The 21,034-nt window shown below is 73.7% G+C and carries 16 protein-coding genes; 10 read left to right on the forward strand and 6 right to left on the reverse strand.

From position 1 onward, the window contains the following. Positions 1-357: 357 nt before the first annotated feature. The 8 genes from DDW44_RS08480 to DDW44_RS08515 all read left to right on the forward strand — a co-directional run bounded on the left by DDW44_RS08480 (position 358) and on the right by DDW44_RS08515 (position 12,334). Positions 358-3,687, forward strand: a complete 3,330-nt coding sequence (locus tag DDW44_RS08480; protein WP_208647945.1) for a S8 family serine peptidase — start codon at positions 358-360, stop codon at positions 3,685-3,687. 204 nt (positions 3,688-3,891) lie between these two features. Further along, the gene (locus DDW44_RS08485; protein ID WP_108906041.1) at positions 3,892-4,920 is read left to right on the forward strand and encodes an aspartate-semialdehyde dehydrogenase; all 1,029 of its coding nucleotides are present in this window, start codon (positions 3,892-3,894) and stop codon (positions 4,918-4,920) included. 223 nt (positions 4,921-5,143) lie between these two features. Continuing rightward, positions 5,144-7,714, forward strand: coding sequence for an aminopeptidase N (pepN, locus tag DDW44_RS08490; protein WP_108906042.1), 2,571 nt, complete (start codon positions 5,144-5,146; stop codon positions 7,712-7,714). Positions 7,715-7,916: 202 nt separating this feature from the next. Then, positions 7,917-9,413 carry a sensor histidine kinase gene (locus tag DDW44_RS08495; protein ID WP_244224191.1) on the forward strand — a complete coding sequence of 499 codons (1,497 nt, stop codon included), beginning with the start codon at positions 7,917-7,919 and terminating at the stop codon, positions 9,411-9,413. Continuing rightward, on the forward strand, positions 9,410-9,817 hold the full coding sequence (locus tag DDW44_RS08500) for a roadblock/LC7 domain-containing protein (RefSeq protein ID WP_017944875.1): 408 nt from the start codon (positions 9,410-9,412) through the stop codon (positions 9,815-9,817). The genes DDW44_RS08495 and DDW44_RS08500 overlap by 4 nt, the downstream gene beginning before the upstream one ends. Next, on the forward strand, positions 9,814-10,176 hold the full coding sequence (locus DDW44_RS08505) for a DUF742 domain-containing protein (protein ID WP_017944874.1): 363 nt from the start codon (positions 9,814-9,816) through the stop codon (positions 10,174-10,176). Before DDW44_RS08500 ends, DDW44_RS08505 begins: the two co-directional genes overlap by 4 nt. Then, positions 10,157-10,786, forward strand: coding sequence for a GTP-binding protein (locus tag DDW44_RS08510; RefSeq protein WP_017944873.1), 630 nt, complete (start codon positions 10,157-10,159; stop codon positions 10,784-10,786). The genes DDW44_RS08505 and DDW44_RS08510 overlap by 20 nt, the downstream gene beginning before the upstream one ends. A 318-nt stretch (positions 10,787-11,104) precedes the next feature. After that, on the forward strand, positions 11,105-12,334 hold the full coding sequence (locus DDW44_RS08515; protein ID WP_208647946.1) for a S8 family peptidase: 1,230 nt from the start codon (positions 11,105-11,107) through the stop codon (positions 12,332-12,334). A 122-nt stretch (positions 12,335-12,456) separates the two neighbouring features. Here the strand turns inward: DDW44_RS08515 and DDW44_RS08520 are convergent, their stop codons facing one another. Both DDW44_RS08520 and DDW44_RS31995 read right to left on the reverse strand, forming a co-directional pair. Continuing rightward, the gene (locus DDW44_RS08520) at positions 12,457-13,419 is read right to left on the reverse strand and encodes an EamA family transporter (protein WP_108906045.1); all 963 of its coding nucleotides are present in this window, start codon (positions 13,417-13,419) and stop codon (positions 12,457-12,459) included. Between the two features lie 79 nt (positions 13,420-13,498). Beyond that, the gene (locus DDW44_RS31995) at positions 13,499-13,672 is read right to left on the reverse strand and encodes a hypothetical protein (protein WP_167455480.1); all 174 of its coding nucleotides are present in this window, start codon (positions 13,670-13,672) and stop codon (positions 13,499-13,501) included. Here DDW44_RS31995 and DDW44_RS08525 point away from each other — a divergent pair. Continuing rightward, positions 13,662-14,141, forward strand: coding sequence for a MarR family winged helix-turn-helix transcriptional regulator (locus DDW44_RS08525; protein WP_017944869.1), 480 nt, complete (start codon positions 13,662-13,664; stop codon positions 14,139-14,141). The two genes, DDW44_RS31995 and DDW44_RS08525, sit on opposite strands and share 11 nt — an antisense overlap. A 250-nt stretch (positions 14,142-14,391) precedes the next feature. On the opposite strand, the gene DDW44_RS08530 is transcribed toward DDW44_RS08525, so the two are convergent. From DDW44_RS08530 to DDW44_RS08540, 3 genes are read right to left on the reverse strand one after another with little or no spacing between them, the layout of a single operon-like run. After that, the gene (locus DDW44_RS08530) at positions 14,392-14,634 is read right to left on the reverse strand and encodes a hypothetical protein (protein ID WP_017944868.1); all 243 of its coding nucleotides are present in this window, start codon (positions 14,632-14,634) and stop codon (positions 14,392-14,394) included. Positions 14,635-14,654: 20 nt separating this feature from the next. After that, entirely contained in the window at positions 14,655-16,829 is a 2,175-nt protein-coding gene (malQ, locus tag DDW44_RS08535) for a 4-alpha-glucanotransferase (RefSeq protein ID WP_108906046.1), read from the reverse strand. Continuing rightward, on the reverse strand, positions 16,830-17,087 hold the full coding sequence (locus tag DDW44_RS08540) for a hypothetical protein (protein WP_108906047.1): 258 nt from the start codon (positions 17,085-17,087) through the stop codon (positions 16,830-16,832). It lies immediately after the preceding gene. Between the two features lie 254 nt (positions 17,088-17,341). On the opposite strand from DDW44_RS08540, the gene DDW44_RS08545 reads away from it, so the two are divergent. Further along, positions 17,342-20,266, forward strand: coding sequence for a glycoside hydrolase family 84 protein (locus DDW44_RS08545; RefSeq protein WP_108908764.1), 2,925 nt, complete (start codon positions 17,342-17,344; stop codon positions 20,264-20,266). 86 nt (positions 20,267-20,352) lie between these two features. Here the strand turns inward: DDW44_RS08545 and DDW44_RS08550 are convergent, their stop codons facing one another. Further along, positions 20,353-20,889 (reverse strand): HNH endonuclease, encoded by a 537-nt coding sequence (locus DDW44_RS08550; protein ID WP_017944864.1) that lies wholly within the window; start codon positions 20,887-20,889, stop codon positions 20,353-20,355. Positions 20,890-21,034 lie beyond the last annotated feature (145 nt).

The raw sequence follows: 21,034 nt of genomic DNA on the forward strand, positions 1-21,034 counted from the left end.
GCGCGGCGGATACACGGGATGCACTGGGCGCGGGGGGATGCACGGGATGCCGCGGCACGCGGCCCTGCGAGAACCGGCCACCTTGCCCGGCGGCGCTCCGCTCGCCGCTGAGCCCGGACGGCGCCGAGGCGGCCGGCCGACACGGGAAGTCGTCCGTTCCCGAACCCCCCGGCGAGCCGGATCGACGGGATATCCACCCCTTTGCTCCTCGCGGCACATGTTCCGCCACTGGCGGATGTCCGCCAGGACCGCATCCCGCCTCCGTCAACTCTCCACAAACCTGTGTCACTTGCGAAAGGGTGAGCGGTCATCCGGTACCGAATACCGGACCCCTTCTTTCACCAAACAGGGATGCTGATGACAACCCTCGAGTCCCAGGGCTCCATACCAGGGCCAAGACGCGTGGCCCGGGTCGCCGCCGCCGCAGGCCTCGTGGCCGCGCTGGTGGCCACCGGCGCCGCCCCCGCCTTCGCCGCCACCTCGGTGGACGACCCGGCCGGAGGCCCGGTCAAGACCGCCGAGACGGCCGCCGACAAGCTCGGCGGGGCCGACGCCCAGCTCCTCGCCGAGGCCGAGGCGAAGGGCCAGAAGACCGTCACCGTGATGGTCGCCACCGCTCCCGGACAGACCGAGCAGGTCGCCGGTCAGCTGGACGCCGTCCCGGGCGCCGTCGTCGGCCAGAAGGACGACAAGCTCGGCTACGTCCGGGCCACGCTCCCCACCGCCAAGGCGAAGAGCGCCCTCGGCAGGGCGGGCGAACTCGACACGGTCCAGGGCATGGACCTCCAGCGCGAGATCAAGCTGGACGATCCGAGGCCGGACGCGGGCGCCAGGGGTACCGCTTCCGCCGCCTCGGTGTCGTCCACCTACCCGGCGCCGGGCAAGAAGACCAAGGCGAAGAACCCGTACAACCCGTCCCACGAGACGGGCGCCGTGGAGTTCGTCGAGGACCACCCGCGGGCCGACGGCCGCGGCGTGACCATCGGCATCCTCGACTCCGGGATCGACCTCGGCCACCCGGCCCTGCAGAAGACCACCACCGGCGAGCGCAAGATCGTCGACTGGGTGACCGCGACCGACCCGGCCCGGGACGGCGACGGCACCTGGCGGCGGATGGACACCGGGGTCACCGGTCCCGTGTTCACCGTGGGCGACCGCAGCTGGAAGGCGCCGGCCGGCGAGCACCGGTTCAGCGTCTTCGAGGAGCGGGCCACCCTCGGCGGCGACATGGCCGGAGACCTGAACCGCGACGGCGACACCACCGACAAGTGGGGCGTCCTGTACGACGCCGCCGCCGGTACGGTCCGCGTCGACCTGAACGACGACGCGGACTTCACCAACGACGTCGCGATGAAGCCGTACAAGGACGGCCACCAGTTCGGGTACTTCGGCACCGACGACCCCGCCACCGACATCGCCGAGCGCATCCCGTTCGTGGTGGAGATCCGCAAGGACGTCGAGTTCGAGGCCGGGAAGTTCTCCGACTACGTCAACATCGGCGTCGTCGAGGGCTCGCACGGCACCCACGTGGCCGGTATCGCCGCCGCCAACGGCCTCTTCGGCGGCCGGATGGACGGCGCGGCGCCCGGCGCCAAGCTGGTCTCGTCGCGCGCCTGCACCTGGAGCGGCGGCTGCACCAACATCGCGCTGCTCGAGGGCATGCGGGACCTGGTCGTCAACCGCGGTGTGGACATCGTCAACATGTCCATCGGCGGTCTGCCCGCGCTGAACTACGACGACAGCGACCGCGGCGACGACGCCGACAACGCGCGCGCCCTGCTCTACAACCGCCTGATCGACACCTACGGCGTCCAGCTGGTCATCTCGGCCGGCAACTCGGGCCCCGGCGTGAACACGATCGGCGACCCGGCCCTGGCCAACAAGGTCATCTCGGTCGGCGCGGCCATCTCCCGCAGCACCTGGGCCGCCAACTACGGCTCGCAGGTCGAGAAGCGCTACAACATGTTCAACTTCTCCTCCCGCGGCCCGACGGAGAACGGCGGCTTCACGCCGACGATCACCGCACCCGGTGCGTCGGTCAACACCATCCCGACCTGGCAGGCGGGCGCCCCGGTGCCCGAGGCCGGGTACACCCTGCCCGCGGGCTACGGCATGCTGAACGGCACGTCGATGTCCGCGCCGCAGGCGACGGGCGCCAGTGCGCTGCTCATCTCGGCCGCCAAGCAGCGTTACACGAAGCTCTCCCCGCTCACCCTGCGGACCGCGCTGACCAGCACCGCCAAGCGGATCCCCGGGGTAAAGGCGCACGAGCAGGGCGCGGGCCTGATCGACGTCGACGAGGCGTGGGAGTCCATCCGGGACGGCGCCACCGCCCACTCCTACACGGTGAAGGCACCGGTCGACACGGCGCTCGACCACCTGCTGAAGCCGGAGGCGGGCTTCGGAGCCGGCATCTACGACCGCGAGAGCGGGCTGAAGCCCGGCCAGCGCAAGACGTACGACGTCACCATCACGCGCACGAGCGGCCCGAACCGGCCGATCGAGCACGAGCTGGACCTCCGCAACAACGACGGCACGTTCCGTATCGTCGGCGACGACGAGGTGGACCTGCCGCTGAACCGGCCGGTCACCGTGAAGGTGCAGGCCAAGGCCGGCTCCACCGGTGTGCACAGCGCCATCCTGGAGGTGGACGACGAGCGCACCGAGGGCGTCGACAAGCAGATCCTCGCCACCGTGGTCGCCTCGAACGAGCTGGTGAAGCCCGGCTACTCCTACTCCGCCGAGGGGTCGGTGCAGCGCAACAGCTTCACGTCCTACTTCGTCACGGTGCCGAAGGGCGCCCGGACGCTGGAGGTCGCGCTCGGCGGTCTCGCCGCGGGCAGCCAGACCCGGTTCATCTCGATCCACCCGTACGGCGTGGCGTTCGAGAGCACCGCGTCCACGGTCTGCTACCCGAACTACAACAACCCGGCCAACACCTGCCGCCCGGACGTGCGCTCCTACGCCAACCCGCAGCCGGGTGTCTGGGAGATCGAGGTCGAGTCGCGCCGTACGTCCCCGGTGCTGGACAACCCGTACAAGCTGGACGTCACCCTGCTGGGCGCCACCTTCGACCCGGCGGTGCAGACCCTCCCCGAGGCCGGGGTCGGCACTCCGACGACGGTCGACTGGCAGGTCACCAATGACGCGGCCGCGCTGGAGGGCAAGCTGAAGGGCGGCTCGCTGGGCTCAGCGAAGACCGCGAAGCCGACCATCGCGCAGGACGAGCGCCAGGTGTCCACGGTCACCATCGGCGCGGGCGTCGAGCGGCTGGACGTGGTGATCGGGAACACCTCCGACAAGGGCGCCGACCTGGACCTCGCGGTCCTCAAGGACGGCAGGCTGGTCGGCCAGTCCGCGGACGGCGACTCGGAGGAGTCGGTGTCCCTGGTCAACCCGGCCGCCGGTACGTACACGATCCTCGTCGACGGCTACGCGGTGGCGCCCGGCGGCACCACGTACGACTACAAGGACGTGTACTTCTCGTCGGCGCTGGGCACCGTCGAGGTCGACGAGTCGAAGACGGTCTCGCTGGCCAACGGCGCGAGCGCGCAGGTCTCCGCCGAGGTGAAGGTGGCCGGTCCCGCACCGGAGGGCCGCCGGTTCTTCGGCGAGGTCCGGCTGGTGAACGCGCGCGGCACCGCCGCGGGCACCGGCAGCGTGGTGATCGAGAAGGTCGTGCCGTAACGGTCCGACCTGGTCACGGGGGCGGGCGTCCGGCGGGACGCCCGCCCTCCGTGCGTGCGGGCCGCCGCTCGTGCGTGAGGCGTGTGTGAGGAAGGCCATGCGTCCCGCCCCTCGGACAATGGATTGGACAAAACGGCCGTGGACAGACGCATCATGGAAGACACCCAGGCCATGCAGGCTGCACAAGCGTACGGAGGAGTCCCCGTGAAGGTCGGAATCGTCGGAGCCACCGGGCAGGTCGGCACGGTCATGCGCAAGATCCTCGCCGAGCGGAAGTTCCCGGCCGACGAGCTCCGGCTGTTCGCCTCCGCCCGGTCCGCGGGGTCCACGATCGAGGGGCAGGGACGGGAGATCACCGTCGAGGACGCCGCCACCGCCGACTACTCCGGACTGGACATCGTGCTGTTCTCGGCCGGCGGCGCGACCTCCCGCGCGCTCGCCGAGAAGGTCGCCGCCCAGGGTGCCGTCGTGATCGACAACTCCTCCGCCTGGCGCCGGGACCCCGACGTGCCGCTGGTCGTCTCCGAGGTGAACCCGCACGCGGTCAAGGACCGCCCGAAGGGGATCATCGCCAACCCGAACTGCACGACCATGGCCGCGATGCCCGTGCTGAAGCCGCTCCACCGGGAGGCCGGACTCACCGCGCTGGTCGCCACCACCTACCAGGCGGTCTCCGGCTCCGGCCTGGCCGGTGTCGCCGAGCTCGACGGCCAGGTGAAGGCCGTCGCCGAGCGGGCCGCCGAGCTGACCCACGACGGCGAGGCCGTCGTGTACCCGGAGCCGGGCGTCTACCAGCGCCCCATCGCCTTCAACGTGCTCCCGCTGGCCGGCTCGATCGTCGACGACGGCTCCCACGAGACCGACGAGGAGCAGAAGCTCCGCCACGAGTCCCGCAAGATCCTGGAGATCCCGGAGCTCAGGGTCTCCGGCACCTGTGTCCGCGTCCCCGTGTTCTCCGGGCACTCGCTTCAGGTCAACGCGCGCTTCGAGCGTCCGCTGAGCGTGGAGCGGGCCCACGCGCTGCTGGCGGACGCGGAGGGCGTCGAGCTGTCCGACATCCCGACCCCGCTGCAGGCGGCCGGCAGGGACGCCTCCTACGTGGGCCGCATCCGGGTCGACGAGACCGTCGAGAACGGCCTCGCCCTGTTCGTGTCGAACGACAACCTGCGCAAGGGTGCCGCGCTGAACGCGGTCCAGATCGCCGAGCTGGTGGCGGACGAGCTCAGGGCCTGATCCGCCCGGATCACCGCGGGGCGGGGTCACGTGCCGAGCGCACGGGACCCCGCCCCGCCGTCGTCACGTCACCCGCCCCCGTCGTACGTCGCCCGCCCCCGGGGAGCCCGCCCGGGGAGCCCGCCCGTGGAGTCCGCCGGGGGACGGGCGGGCCGTGGGGGGCCCGTGGAAGGATGGGCCGAAACGTCGCATACCGAGGACGCAGAAACGAGGAGATGACCGGGTGCCTGGCACAAACCTGACCCGCGAAGAGGCACAGGCGCGGGCGCGCCTGATCACCGTTGACTCGTACGAGATCGACCTCGATCTCACCGGGGCGCAGGAGGGCGGCACCTACCGGTCCGCGACCACCGTGCGCTTCGACTCCGCCGAACACGGCGCGGAGACCTTCATCGACCTGGTGGCCCCCGCGGTGCACGAGGTCGTGCTGAACGGCCGTCCGCAGGACGTGGCCGCGGTCTTCCGGGACTCGCGGATCGCCCTGCGGCATCTGCACGAGGGCCCGAACGAGCTGACCGTCGTCGCGGACTGCGCGTACACCAACACGGGCGAGGGCCTGCACCGGTTCGTCGACCCGGTGGACCAGCAGACCTACCTCTACACCCAGTTCGAGGTGCCGGACGCCCGCCGGGTGTTCGCCAACTTCGAGCAGCCCGACCTGAAGGCCACGTTCCGGTTCACCGTGAAGGCGCCGGAGGGCTGGACCGTGGTCTCCAACTCGCCGACGCCGGAGCCCAAGGACAACGTCTGGCACTTCGAGCCGACCCCGCGGATCTCCACGTACATCACCGCCCTGATCGTGGGTCCGTACCACTCCGTCCACAGCTCCTACGAGAAGGACGGGCAGAGCGTCCCGCTCGGCATCTACTGCCGCCCGTCGCTGGCCGAGTTCCTGGACGCGGACGCGATCTTCGAGGTCACCCGGCAGGGCTTCGACTGGTTCCAGGAGAAGTTCGACTACGCCTACCCGTTCGCCAAGTACGACCAGCTCTTCGTGCCGGAGTTCAACGCGGGCGCGATGGAGAACGCGGGCGCGGTGACCATCCGGGACCAGTACGTGTTCCGCTCGAAGGTGACGGACGCGGCGTACGAGACGCGCGCCGAGACCATCCTGCACGAGTTGGCGCACATGTGGTTCGGCGACCTGGTCACCATGGAGTGGTGGAACGACCTGTGGCTGAACGAGTCGTTCGCCACCTACACGTCGGTCGCCTGCCAGGCGCACGCGCCCGGCTCCAGCTGGCCGCAGGCGTGGACGACGTTCGCCAACTCGATGAAGACCTGGGCGTACCGGCAGGACCAGCTCCCGTCCACGCACCCGATCATGGCCGAGATCCGCGACCTGGACGACGTGCTCGTCAACTTCGACGGAATCACCTACGCCAAGGGCGCCTCGGTGCTGAAGCAGCTCGTCGCCTACGTCGGCACGGACGAGTTCTTCCGCGGCGTCCAGGCGTACTTCAAGCGGCACGCCTTCGGGAACACCCGGCTGACCGACCTGCTGACCGCGCTGGAGGAGACCAGCGGACGCGATCTGAAGACCTGGTCCAGGGCCTGGCTGGAGACCGCCGGCATCAACGTCCTGCGGCCGGTGGTGGACACCGACGCGGCCGGGACGATCACCTCGTTCGCGGTGAAGCAGGAGGCCCCGGCGCTGCCGCCGGGCGCGAAGGGCGAGCCGCTGCTGCGCCCGCACCGCATCGCCATCGGCGCCTACGACCTGGACGAGGCCGGAAGGCTGGTGCGCACCCACCGCGTCGAGCTGGACGTCGACGGCGAGTTCACCGCGGTGCCGGAACTCGTGGGCAGGCCCCGCCCGGCGGTGGTGCTGCTCAACGACGACGACCTGACGTACACCAAGGTCCGCCTGGACGAGGAGTCGCTCAGGACCGTCACCGAGCACCTGGGCGACTTCACCGACTCGCTGCCGCGGGCCCTGTGCTGGGCCTCGGCGTGGGACATGACCCGCGACGGCGAGCTGCCCGCCCGCGACTACCTGTCGCTGGTGCTGTCGGGCATCGGCAAGGAGTCGGACATCGGCGTGGTGCAGTCGCTGCACCGGCAGGTGAAGCTCGCCCTGGACCTGTACGCGGCTCCGGAGTGGCGCGAGACGGGGCTGACCCGGTGGACCGACGCGACGCTGGCGCATCTGCGCGCGGCGGAGCCGGGCAGCGACCACCAGCTGGCGTGGGCGCGGGCCTTCGCCGCGACCGCGCGCACCCCGCAGCAGCTGGACCTGCTGCAGGCGCTGCTGGAGGGCCGTGACTCGATCGAGGGCCTGGCCATGGACACGGAGCTGCGCTGGGCGTTCGTGGAGCGGCTGGCGGCGACCGGGGTATACGACGAGGAGGAGATCGCGGCCGAGCTGGAGCGGGACCGCACGGCCGCCGGTGAGCGGCACGCGGCGACGGCCCGGGCGGCCCGTCCGACGCCGGAGGCCAAGGCCGAGGCCTGGGAGTCGGTCGTCGGGACCGGCGAGCTGCCGAACGCGGTGCAGGAGGCCGTCATCGGCGGGTTCGTCCAGACCGACCAGCGCGAGCTGCTTGCCCCGTACACGGAGAAGTACTTCTCGGCGGTCAAGGGCGTGTGGGAGTCGCGCTCCCACGAGATCGCCCAGCAGATCGCGGTGGGCCTCTACCCCGCGCTCCAGGTGTCGGCCAAGACGCTGGACGCGACGGACGCATGGCTGGATTCCGCCGCCCCGAACGCGGCGCTGCGCCGGCTCGTCCTGGAGTCCCGCGCCGGTGTGGAGCGGGCCCTGAAGGCCCGCGCGGCGGACGCGGCGGCGTCCTGACCTGCGGGGCCGCGAGCCCCGTACGACGCGCTGGAGGGCGCCCCGGAACCATCGTGTCCGGGGCGCCCTCTCGTATGTCCGGAGAGCGCCGTCGGCCGCCTGTCTGAAGTGTGACCATGCGTCAACAGCCGTTCGCACAAACGACTATGCTCCCTCACCGTCGTCATATGATCGTTTCGGTTCGGATGATTCAAGGGTGCTGATGATCCGTGAGGAATCGTCGCCCGGAAGTGGCAACCCGCGCCCCGCGGCCGCTTTCGGGTGGCTGCTGCCCGCCACTCTGACAGTCGTCGGCACCGTGGTCACGGTGCTGCTGGCCCCCGCCCCGGCCCGGGGCCCCGTCGCGGTGCTCGGAGCCGTCGCCGCGGTCGCGCTCGCCGCCGTCGGCGCCGAGGCCGCCCGCCGCGGCAGGATGATCGGCTCGCTGCGCCGTGCCGTCGCCGAACGCGACTCCGTACTGGCCCAGCAGGCCTCCCGTACGGCGCACCTCGCCGGCACCCTGCTGCCGGACGTCGTGGAGCGGCTGCGCAAGGGCGAGTTCCCGGAGGACGTGCTCGCCTCGCTCGACGCCCCCGAGTCCCACCGGGCCGTCGTCCGCACCGTGCTCGACGCCGTCGTCGCCGAGGAGGACCTGCGCGAGTCCGCCCAGCGCGCCTTCGTGAACATCGCCCGCCGGGTTCAGGCCATCGTCCACCGGCAGGCCCAGGAGCTCAGGGAGATGGAGGACCGGCACGGCAAGTCGCCCGAGGTCTTCGGCGACCTGCTCCGCCTCGACCACGGCACCGCGCTGATCGGCCGGCTCGCCGACTCCATCGCGGTGCTCGGCGGCACCAGGCCCGGCCGCCAGTGGAGCCGGGCCGTGCCCCTGTACAGCGTGCTGCGCGGCGCCATGTCGCGGATCATCGACTACCAGCGCGTCGAGCTGCACTCCGTCTCCGAGGTGGCTGTCACCGGCCCCGCCGTCGAGCCGCTGATCCACGCGCTGGCCGAGCTCCTCGACAACGCGACCCGCTACTCCCCGCCGCAGACCAAGGTCCATCTGACCGCCGTCGACGTCCAGTCGGGCATCGCCGTCGAGATCGAGGACGGCGGCGTCAGCATGAGCGAGGAGGCCCGCGAGCGTGCGGAGCGGATGCTGAGCCAGGCCCGGCAGGGCATCGACCTCAACGACCTCGGTGAGACGCCGCGCCTCGGCCTCGCCGTGGTCGGCCGGCTGGCGCAGGCCTACGGCTTCCAGGTCTCGCTGCGGCCGTCCGCGTACGGCGGCGTGCGCGCGGTCCTCGTCGTGCCGCAGGACCTGATCACCACGACCGCGGCGGCGACCGGTCTCGCCCACGGCATCGGAGCCGCGTCGGTGCCCCGGACGACCCTCCCGCCGGAGGCGGCCCAGGCCGCGCCGAGCACCCCGGCCCGCGGCGCGGCTCCGGTGCCCGCCCCGCGGCGGCCGGCCACCGGGCCGGTGACGTCCGAGCCGGACCCGGTGGTGGTGGAGCGGACGCCGAACGGCCTCCCCCAGCGGCGCCGCAGGACGCCCGCCGTCCCGCCCGCCGCCCCGAACACGCCGGCGTCGTCCACGCCGGACCCGGCTCCGCAGCAGGAGCCCACTCCGCAGGTGCAGCCCGGAATGTGGCTGGCCGCCTTCCAGAGCGGCCTGTCCGGGGAGCCCACCGACGCCAGCAAGGGGAACACACAGCCATGATTCAGCAGCAGGCCAACATGGACTGGATGCTCAAGGACCTCGCGGAAGGCGTGCCGCAGACCAGGCACGTGGTCGTGCTCTCCGCCGACGGTCTGCGCATGGCCCAGTACGGCACGGACACCGACACCGCCGACCGGCTCGCCGCCGCGTGCGCGGGCCTCCAGTCCCTCGCCGCCGCGGTGGGGGCCGAACTCCCGCACAGCGACGCCCGGATGCGGCTCGTCGTGATCGAGATGGACGGGGGCTTCTTCTACCTGATGGCCGCCGGCGCCGGCGCCTTCCTCGCCGTGCTCGCCGACGAGGGCGTGGACGCCGGACTCATGGGCCAGCGGATGCGCGACCTGGTGCTGCGGATCGGCGCCCACCTGAGCAGCCCGCCCCGGCAGGACGGTGCGGCCAGGTGAGCCACCCGGGCGGCGGGGACTGGGAGGAGGCCAGTCCCGAGCGGCTGTACGTCATCACCGGCGGCCGCAGCAGCACGTCCGCCCCCGTCGAACTCGACCTGGTCACGCTGATCGTGGCCAGGTCCCGGCCGAAGCCCGGCATGCAGCCGGAGCACGCGGCGATTCTCGAGCTGTGCCAGTCGCCCCTGTCCGTCGCGGAGGTCTCCGCGTACTCGGGGCTCCCGGTCAGCGTCGTCACCGTCCTGCTCGGCGACCTCCTCGCCGGAGGACGGGTGGTCGCACGCGCGCCCGTCCCACCCGCCAGACTCCCCGACCGCGCTTTGATTGAGGCAGTGATCGATGGACTTCAGAAGCTCTGAGCAGCCGGTACGGACGACCGGGCCGCGGAGCGAGGACGCGCTGCCCGAGACGGCCGCGGCCGCCGTCAAGGTGGTGATCGTGGGCGGCTTCGGGGTCGGCAAGACGACGCTGGTCGGATCGGTCAGCGAGATCCGCCCGCTGACCACCGAGGAGACGATGACCCAGGCCGGTGTCGGCATCGACGACACCTCGGGCATCGGCGGCAAGAACGCAACGACCGTGGCGATGGACTTCGGCCGGATCTCCGTCAACGAGGAACTGGTGCTGTACCTGTTCGGCACGCCGGGGCAGGAGCGCTTCTGGTTCCTGTGGCGCGGGCTGTTCGAGGGCGCGCTGGGCGCGGTGGTGCTGGTCGACACCCGGCGGCTGGAGGTCAGCTTCGACGTCATCGGCCGGCTGGAGGAGCGGTCCGTGCCGTTCGTCGTGGCCGTCAACTCCTTCCCGGACGCGCCGGACCACCCGGTCGAGGAGCTCCGCGGGGCGCTCGATCTCCCGGAGTCGGTGCCGATCGTGACCTGCGACGCCCGGCAGCGGTCGTCGAGCAGGGACGTGCTGATGACGCTGATGCGGTATCTGCAGGGCCTGGCGGCGGAGCAGCAGGCGTCCTGAGCGGGCGGGCCGGGCGGCTCCTGGGCCGAGGGCCCGAGCCCCCCGGGCGGGCCGTCGGTGCCGCCCGGGCCGCCCCCTCGTACCCGCCCGGCGAACGCCCGGGCCGCCCTCGTCACCGTTCGCCGGGCGCCGGGCCCGCCCTCGTACCCGCCCGGCGGGCCGCCCGCCACCCGGGTGGGCGCCCCGCCTCCGGGTGAGTGGAGCAGTCGGGGGAGATCGGTGCACGCGGACCGGCGATCGGCTGACAAGGGCTCAAGCGGCGGCGCGACCGGGTCGAGAAACGGTGATGTGATCATCGTCGATCGGATGGGAGTCCCCATGCGACTGTTCGCGCGCCGCGCGGTCGCCGCTCTGCTGCTCGCCGTGTCGGCGGCAGCCCCCGGACCGGCCGCGGCGGCCGGCACGGAGGGGCCGACCCCCGCCCCGCTGTACCGGTCGTCCGAGCCGGTGAAGGGCAGCTACATCGTCTCCCTCCGGGAGGGCGCCGACCCGGCCGCGGTCGCCCGGGACGCGGGTGTGAAGCGCCGGTACACCTACAACCGGGCCATGCGCGGGTTCTCCGCGACGCTGAACGCGGCCCAGCTCAACGCCCTGCGGCTCGCACCGGGCGTGGCGGCCGTGGAGGAGGACGCGCGGGTGTCCGCGCGCGGGCTCCCCGAGGGGCCGCGCGTCCCGTCCGCCGCCCGTCTCGCGGACCCGGGCGTCGCCACGGCGTTCCGCAGGCAGGCCGCGAGCTGGGGACTGGACCGCGCGGACCAGCGGGCCCTGCCGCTGGACGGGCAGTTCACCGCGACGTCGACGGGCTGGGGCGTCACGGTCTACGTCGTAGACACCGGGATCGACTACGGTCACAGCGAGTTCGGCGGCCGGGCCGTGGCCGGGTTCGACGCCATCGGCGACGGGCGCCGCGGCCAGGACTGCGAGGGCCACGGCACCCATGTCGCGGGGACGGTGGCGGGGGCCGCGTACGGGGTGGCGCCGCAGGCCCATGTGGTCAGCGTCCGGGTGCTCGACTGCGAGGGTGAGGGTGCCTGGTCCAGGATCATCGCGGGCCTCGACTGGGTGGCGAAGAACGCCCGGCACCCCGCCGTGCTGAACGCCTCCCTCGGAGGCCCCGTGTCCCCCTCCGCCAACGCCGCCGCCCGGGCCGTCTTCGACAGCGGGGTGCTGCCCGTCGTCGCGGCGGGCAACTCCGCGGAGGACGCGTGCGGGGTCTCGCCCGCGAGCGCGCCGAACGTCCTGACGGTCGGTGCGACCGACACGGCGGACACCGAGACCGACTACAGCAACTACGGCGAGTGCCTCCGGCTGTACGCCCCGGGCAGCGACATCACGTCCGCGCGGATGGGCGGTGGCACGACGTCGATGAACGGCACCTCGATGGCCGCACCGCACGTGGCCGGGGTCGCCGCGCTCTACAAGGCGGCCCACCCCGCGGCCGGCCCGCAGGAGGTCGCCGACTGGCTCATCGCCCAGTCCACGAAGAACGTCGTGCGGAGCATCACCCGCGGGTCGCCGAACCGGCTCCTCTTCACCGGCGGGCTGTGACCCCGCCCGCACATCGCCTGCCGCCCGGACCGGCGGGCGGGGCGGTGGCGGGAGGACTGCGCCGGGCGGTGGGCACCGGCCGGATGCCGTCGACGGCATGCGACCGGTGCCCGCGTGGCCGCTCAGCGGACCCGGGTCGCGGGGGCCGCCGCGGGGGCGCCGGTACGCCCTCCCGCCGGCGGGTCCCCGCGTCCGGTCGCCGCGGTGACGCCGGGCGGTCTGCCGGTCGGGATCTGCCCCACCACCGTGGCGACGACCGCGATCGCCATGCCGGTGAGCTGCAGCGGCGTCAGCTCCTGACCGAGCATCGCCCAGCCGATCACGGCCGCGGTGACCGGTGAGAGTGGGCCGAGCAGCGTCACCGAGGTGGCGGTGAGCCGCTCGATGCCGCGGAACCAGAGCCAGTAGCCGACGGCGGTGCCGGCCAGGGCGAGATAGGCGTACCCGGCCAGGGCACGGCCGTCGAGCGCGGGCGGCGGTCCCTCGGCGAGCCAGGCCAGCGAGGCGATCAGCAGTCCGCCGGCGGTGAGCTGCCAGCCGGTCATCGCGAGCGGGCCGACGCCCTCGGGGCGGCCCCAGCGTTTGGTCAGCACCGTCCCCGCGGACATCGACCCCGCGCCCGCGAGCCCGGCCAGCACTCCGGCGAGATCCAGGGCCGCGCCGGCCCGGAGGACCACCAGGCTCACCCCGAAGACCGCGGCGACGGCGGCCAGAAGCCCCCGTGCGCTCGGCCGGTCGCCGAGCAGCAGCGCCGCGAGCCCGATGACGCACAGCGGCCCGACCGAGCCCACGACCGCGGCGACCCCGCCGGGCAGGCGGTACGCGGCGAGGAACAGCAGGGGGAAGAACGCCCCGATGTTGAGCGCGCCGAGCACGGTCGCCTTTCCCCACCAGGCGCCGCGCGGCAGCGTGCGGGTCAGCGCGAGAAGGGCCAGTCCGGCGGGCAGGGCGCGCATCAGCCCGGTGAAGAGGGGGCGGTCCGGCGGCAGGAGCTCCGTGGTGACGGCGTAGGTGGAGCCCCAGGCGACCGGGGCGAGCGCGGTCACGGCGACGAGGGCGATGAGGGGGGCTTTTCGGGACGGCACTTCGGCCCCTTCGGGACGGCGGCGGCATGGGTAGCTCACTAGCAAGTAGCTTAGCATCAAGCTACTTGCTAGTGAGCTACTAATCATCAAGCAGCTTGCTTGTGAGCGACCGGACGTTGGCCGAAAATGGTGCGATGACCTCCTCCTCGAAATCCTCGTCGGCCCCGGCGGCCTCGTCGGCCCCGGCGGCCACGAGCTCCTCGACGAACTCGGCATCCCCAGCAGTCTCGGCAGCCGATCCCGTGGACGCCATCACCGCACAGTGGGCCACCGTGCGCCCCGATCTGGACACGGTCCCGATGGCCGTCTTCGGACGGATCTACCGGCTGTCCGGCACCATGGCCCAGCGCATCGACCGGGCGTACAAGCCGTACGGCGTCTCACGCGGCGAGTTCGACGTGCTCGCGACGCTACGGCGGGCGGGAAAGCCCTACACGCTCTCGCCGCGCCGGCTGTCGGAGACGCTGATGCTGACCACCGGCGGCATGACGGGGCGGCTGGACCGGCTGGAGCGGGCCGGACTGCTCAGCCGGAGCCCGGACCCGCACGACCGGCGCGGGCTGCGGGTGACGCTGAGCGAACGCGGCCTCGAGGTGGTGGACGGTGCCGTCGGGGCCGGGCTCGCGGTGCAGCGCGAGGCGCTGGCGGCGGCCCTCGACGAGTCCGAGGCGGAGCAGCTCGCGGGGCTGCTGCGGAAGCTGCTCAACGCCACCGGGGCCTGACCGGCGCCCGGCAGGCGGCGGACTGCCGACCCGCCCCCGCGCTACGGCCGCCGGCCGGTCACCACCCGGCCGGTAACCGCCGGGCCGATCATTGTCGAGCCGATCACCACCGGGCCGATCACCACCGTGCCGTGGACGGCACGAGGGCGCCGCACGGTGTGTACCGTACGGCGCCCTCGCGGCGTTCCACGGTGCGGCGCCGCGTCCGCGGCGCCCGCGGGCCCGGATTCCCGGGCCGGGCGTCAGGAGGTCAGGCCTGCTTCCTGCCGGGCCGGTCGGACTTGTCGAGGACCATCACCAGGCCCGCGATCAGCACGAACAGCGCGATCGGCGCCACGACGAACAGGCCGAGCGTCTCGGCCACGCTCAGACCGGTACCCGGGTCGTCGCCGTCGTCACGGGTCAGAGCGAGCGCGGGGGACGACATGAGCAGCATCATCAGCGTCGTACCGGCCGCGACGGCGCCGGTGCGCAGGGCGTTCTTCTTGTCCACGGGGCAAACGTAGCGAACGGCTAGGACGGCCGCGCGCCCGGGGTGCCCGAACGGGGCGCGGGCTCCGGCCGGAACACGCCCATGAGCGCGTGCAGCCTCGGCGAGGCGGCCAGGTCCTCCAGGGTCATCGGGCGGCCGGCGGCGTCCGCGACGGGCAGCCGCCAGTTCGGGTACTGGTCCCAGGTACCGGGCAGGTTCTGCGGACGCCGGTCCCCCACGGCGTCCGGCAGCCAGACACCCACCATGCGGGCCGGGGTCCGCAGCAGGAACCGGTACACCGCGCGGATCCCGCCCTCCTCGTCGTGGCTGCCCTCCGGCAGCAGCCCGAGCCGGGCCAGGCACGCGCGCCACTCGGCCACCTCGGCGGAGTCCTCCCGGCGCTCCTGGTCCAGCGGCCGGGTGAGCAGGCCCAGCCGGTGGCGCAGCGCCACGTGCTCGCCCGTGAGGCGGGCCGCGGTGGACGGCAGGTCGTGGGTGGTGGCCGTGGCCACACAGCCCTCGCGCCAGTCCTCGGGCGGCAGCGGCCGGCCGCCGCCCGCCCAGTCGCGTTCGAACCAGAGCACGGACGTGCCGAGCACCCCCCGGCGCGACAGCGCCTCGCGCACGCCGCACTCGACGGTGCCCAGGTCTTCCCCTATCACGACCGCCCCGGCGCGGCGGGCCTCCAGGACCAGGACGGCGAGCATCGCCTCGGCGTCGTAGCGGACGTAGGTGCCTTCGGTGGGCCGGGCTCCGGCGGGGACCCACCAGAGCCGGAACAGGCCCATGACGTGGTCGAGGCGCAGCGCGCCCGCGTGCCGCAGCAGCCCGCGCAGCAGCCCCCGGAAGGGGGCGTAGCCGGAGGCGGCGAGGACGTCGGGCCGCCAGGGCGGCAGGCCCCAGTCCTGGCCGCGGGCGTTGAACGCGTCGGGCGGGGCGCCCACCGACATGCCCGCGGCGAAGGCGTCCTGCTCGGCCCAGGCGTCCGCGCCGTCCGGGTGCACGCCGACCGCGAGGTCGTGCACGATCCCGACGGCCATCCCGGCGCCGCGGGCCGCCGCCGCGGCCGCCGCCAGCTGCTCGTCCGTCAGCCAGGCGAGCCGGCAGTGGAAGTCGACGCGGTCCATGAGGTCCCCGCGGGCGCGGGCCGTCTCCGGGGAGCGCGGGTCGCGCAGGCCCTCGGGCCAGGTGTGCCAGTCGGGGCCGTGCACCTCGGCGAGGGCGCACCAGGTGGCGTGGTCGTCCAGCGCCCGGCCCCGCTCGGCCAGATAGGCGCAGTACGCGGCCCGGCGGCCGGGACCGAGGGGAACCCGCGCCACCAGCTCCAGCGCCCGGGCCTTGAGCCGCCACACGGCGTCCCGGTCGATCAGCGCGCCCTTCTCCAGGACGGAGGCGCGCAGTTCGGCGGCCTTCTCCAGGATCGCGTCCAGCCGGTACCGGTCCTGGCCGGTGACGTACGCGTACTCGGGGATGTCCTCGATCCGCAGATGCACCGGGTCGGGGAAGCGGCGCGAGGACGGGCGGTAGGGGGACGGGTCGGCCGGCTCGCCGGGCACGGCCGCGTGCAGCGGGTTGACCTGCACGAATCCCGATCCGAGACAGCGGCCGGCCCAGGACGCCAGCTCGCCGAGGTCCCCGAGGTCGCCCATGCCCCAGGAACGTGCGGACAGCAGCGAGTACAGCTGCACCAGAAAGCCGTGGACCCGCTCCGCGGGCTGGTCCACGGCCTCGGGGGCGACGACGAGCGCGGCGCTGCCGGTGCGTCCGCCGTCCGTCCTGACAGTCAGCCGGTGCACCCCGGCGGGCAGTTGCGCCCAGCGGTGCGCCGCGGACGGGCCGCCCCCGGCGGGGGCGGGACGCTCCGCGGCCGGATTGCCGCCGGTTTCCGGTGCGGGTGCGCCGGGGGCGAGTTCGCGCCATTCCAGCAGGCCGCCGTCCTCCAGGTCCACGCGGACCCGGGAGCCGGGCGGGACGGCGACGGGGGGAGGCCCGGTGGCGGGGAGCCACGCGACCACGGTCGGCGGGAGCAGCCGTTCCCCGGCCGCGGATTCGGCTGCCGTGAGGGCGGCGCGGACCGCTTCCGGCGTGGCGGCGTCCACGCCGAGAGCGGCGAGCACCGCGACGACCGTGGAGTCGGGGACGGGGACGGTGACGCCCGCCGAGGGCGAGTACGTGGTGGCGACACCGTGCAGCGCGGCGAGCCGGGCCAGGCCCATTCAGACTCCTGGGGACTCCGAGCCCCCGGCGTCGCCGGTGGCGGTGGGTTCGCTGGTGAGGGGGGCGGCGTCCACGAGAGGGGGCTCGCTGGTGAGCGGCAGGGCGGCGGCGAGCGGCGGCTCGCTGGTGAGCGGACCGGCGGCGAGCGGCGGCTCGCCGGTCAGGGGCGGTACCGAGGTCAGCGGCGGCTCGCTGGTCAGCGGGCCGAGAACCTGTTTGGACAGGGCGGGGAGCAGAAGCTGTGCGGGTGCGGCCACGGAGGGCCTCCTCACGATGGGCAACAGGACATTCGCAGCCCTACCCAGTGGGCACGGCCGCAGACGTACACCTCTCGTCAACGTGTTCCGTGTCACATTCTGCTGCACGCAGGGAAGTTGGACGGGCCGCTCGCGACTCGCGCGCGCCGATGGGCAAATACGACACAACCGTCAGCCGCATTGACACCTTCACCACCGCGGTGGTGGGCTCGATCCCGATTCACGGGGCACGGGGAGTCGAGGGGAGACCGGACGTGCGGTTCGGGCGCAGGAAGCAGACGGCGACCGCCGTCGCCGTCGCCGTGATCGGCGGGCTGCTGGGGACGGCTCCCGGGGCCCTCGCCGCCCCGGAGGTACCCGGCTCCACCAGCACGGCCACCCCCGAGCGGGAGGCCGCCGGGACGCCGCCGCAGATCTGGCCCCGTCCGCAGACGCTCAGGGCCACCGGGCCCGCCGTGCCGCTGGGTGAGGATGTGACGCTGCTGGCGGCCCCGGACGCCGACCCCTACGCCGTCGAGACCGTGCGCGAGGCGCTGCGCGCCGCCGGGGTGCGGAACGTCCACACGGAGCTGCCCGGGCGCGGCACGCTGCTCCGTCTCGGCGGAACCGGAGCACTCGAGGCGCTGCGCGCCCTGCGGGTACCCGAACGCGCCGATCTGCCCCGGGGCGGCTACCGGATCGGCACCGGCCGGATCGCCGGACGCGACACCGTCGCCGTGGACGGAGTCGGCGCGGACGGGCTCTTCCACGGGGCCCAGACGCTGCGGCAGCTCGCCGTGAACGGCACCGTGCCCGGTGTGGCCGTACGGGACTGGCCCGGCACGGCCGTCCGCGGGGTGACCGAGGGCTTCTACGGCCGGCCGTGGAGCCACCAGCAGCGGCTGGCGCAGCTCGACTTCATGGGCCGCACCAAACAGAACCGCTACCTCTACGCACCGGGCGACGACGCGTTCCGGCAGGCCCGCTGGCGCGAACCGTACCCCGCCGCCCAACGCGCCGAGTTCCGCGAGCTGGCCGAGCGGGCCCGGCGCAACCATGTGACGCTCGCCTGGGCCGTCGCCCCCGCCCAGTCCATGTGCCTGGCCTCCGACGACGACGTGAAGGCGCTCAAGCGCAAGATCGACGCGATGTGGGCGCTCGGTGTGCGCGCCTTCCAGCTGCAGTTCCAGGACGTCAGCTACAGCGAGTGGCACTGCGGCCGGGACCCCGACACCTTCGGTTCCGGCCCGGGCGCCGCGGCCCGGGCGCACGCGCGGCTCGCCGGGGAGATCGCCGGGCACCTCGCCGAACGCCACCCCGGCGCCGAGCCGCTGACGGTGATGCCCACGGAGTTCTACCAGGACGGCGCGACCGAGTACCGCACGGCGCTCGCCGAGCTGCTGGACCCCGCCGTCCAGGTCGCCTGGACGGGGGTCGGGGTCGTTCCGCGCACCATCACCGGACGGGAACTGGCCGGGGCCCGGCGGGTGTTCGGCCGCGCGATGGTCACCATGGACAACTACCCCGTCAACGACTATGCGCAGGGCCGCATCTTCCTCGGGCCCTACACCGGACGGGAGCCGGCCGTCGCGTCCGGCTCCGCCGCGCTGCTCGCCAACGCCATGGAGCAGCCGACGGTGTCCCGCATCCCGCTGTTCACCGCAGCCGACTACGCCTGGAACCCGAAGGGCTACCGGCCCCAGGAGTCCTGGCACGCGGCGGTGGACGACCTCGCGGGCGGCGACCCGCGGACCCGGGAGGCGCTCGGCGCGCTCGCCGGGAACCACACCTCGTCCATCCTCGGCTCCACCGAGTCCGCGTACCTCCAGCCCCTGATGGCCGAGTTCTGGCGCTCGCGCACCACCGACGACGCCAAGGCCAGGGACGAGGCGGCGCGGCGGCTGCGGGCGGCGTTCACCGTGATGCGGGAGGCCCCGGAGCGGCTGGCCCCGCTCGACGCCGAAGTGGGTCCCTGGCTGGACCAGCTGGCGCGCTACGGCACCGCCGGGGAACTCGCCGTCGACATGCTGCAGGCCCAGGCGCGCGGCGACGGCGAGACCGCCTGGCGGACGTCGCTGGCGCTCACCCCCGTGCGCACCGAGATCGGCCGGGGGAAGGTGACCGTCGGCAAGGGCGTGCTCGACCCCTTCCTCACCCGGGTGGCGAAGGAGTCGGCGACGTGGACGGGCGCCGACCGCAGGCCGGGCCCGGTGACCCGTACCGGCGACGCGTACACGGTCCGGCTGGACCGCGCCCGGCCCGTGGAGGCCGTGACCGCGATGACCGAGCCCGGTCCGGACGGCGCCGCGGGCACGCTGGAGGCGCATGTCCCGGGCCAGGGCTGGCGGACGCTCGGCGGGCTCGCGGCATCCGGCTGGACCCAGAGCCGCCTGAGGGGGCTGCGCGCGGACGCCCTCCGGATCACCGGGGCACCGGCGGCGCCCTCGGTGCACGCGCTCGTGCCGTGGTTCGCCGACGAGCCCCAGGCCCGGCTCGCCCTCGGCCGCGGCGAGCTGGACGCGCCGATCGGCGGCGGCCCGCAGCGCACCGAGGCGTACGTCGACGCCCAGCGGCCGGACGAGGTGCGCGGCGCGCTCACCGCCAGGGCGCCGAAGGGCATCAGGGTGGCCGTGCCGAAGGAGGTGCGGGCGCCCCGCGGCCGGCGTACGGCCGTGCCCGTCGAGGTGACGGTGCCGCCGGGGACCCCCGCGGGCGAGTACGAGGTGCCGCTCGCCTTCGGAGGGGAGGAGAGCACGCTGACCGTACGGGCCTACCCGGCGACCGGCGGCCCCGACCTGTTCCGGACGGCGGCGGCGTCGTCGTCCGGGGACGAGACCCCCGACTTCCCGGCCGCCGCCGCCACGGACGGCGACCCCGGCACCCGCTGGTCCTCCCCCGCGGAGGACGGCGCCTGGTGGCAGGCGGAACTCCCCCGGCCGGCCCGGCTGGGCCAGGTGGTCCTGCACTGGCAGGAGGCGCATGCGGCGAGCTACCGCATCCAGGTCTCGGGCGACGGGCGCACCTGGCGCACCGCCGCCACCGTCCGCGACGGCAGGGGCGGCCACGAGTCGGTCCGCCTGGACGCGCCGGGAACCCGTTTCGTCCGGGTGCAGGGTGACGCGCGGGCGACGCGCTTCGGCTACTCGCTGTGGTCGGTCGAGGGGTACGCGGTGTCGGAGCAGGGCGCCGGCGAACCCTGACCGCCCCGGCGGCGGCGCCCCGAGCCGGGCACGGCAGCGCGCGCCCGGTGGCCCGGAGCGCGCGCACACGACAGTGGCCCGGATCCTCAGGCGGAGATGCCGTCGATCCGGGCCATCGCGTCGTCCGCGCCGTACGGCTGCAGGTATGGCAGCCAGCGCGGGTCCCTATGCCCGGTGCCGATGATGCGCCAGGCGAGCCCGCTCGGCGGGGCGGGTTGGTGCCGCAGCCGCCAGCCCAGCTCGCGCAGGTGCCGGTCGGCCTTGACGTGGTTGCAGCGGCGGCACGCCGCCACCACGTTGTCCCAGACGTGCTGACCGCCGCGACTGCGCGGAACGACGTGGTCGACGCTGGTTGCGACGCCACCGCAGTACATGCAGCGGCCCCCGTCGCGGGCGAACAGCGCGCGACGGGTCAGAGGAACGGGCCCCCGGTAGGGGACCCGGACGAAACGCTTGAGCCGGACCACGCTGGGCGCGGGGATCACCCGGGTCGCGCTGTGCATGAAGGCGCCGGACTCCTCGAGGCAGACGGCCTTGTTCTCGAGGACGAGGACGAGCGCGCGGCGGAGCGGTACGACGCCGAGCGGCTCGTACGACGCGTTGAGGACCAGGACATGCGGCACGGATGCCTCCTTGTACGCCGGCGGCGCGTGGCTCGCGCCGGGACGATCTGTACTCAGTCTCTCCTCATGCCTGGTCGAAGCGCCACTACGTACCCGTAACGGGCCGGAGGGATTTTGTGTGCGCTCGGCCACAGCGGATGCGGGC

Origin of the sequence: Streptomyces tirandamycinicus, from assembly GCF_003097515.1 — a bacterium.
GTDB classification, from domain to species: domain Bacteria; phylum Actinomycetota; class Actinomycetes; order Streptomycetales; family Streptomycetaceae; genus Streptomyces; species Streptomyces tirandamycinicus.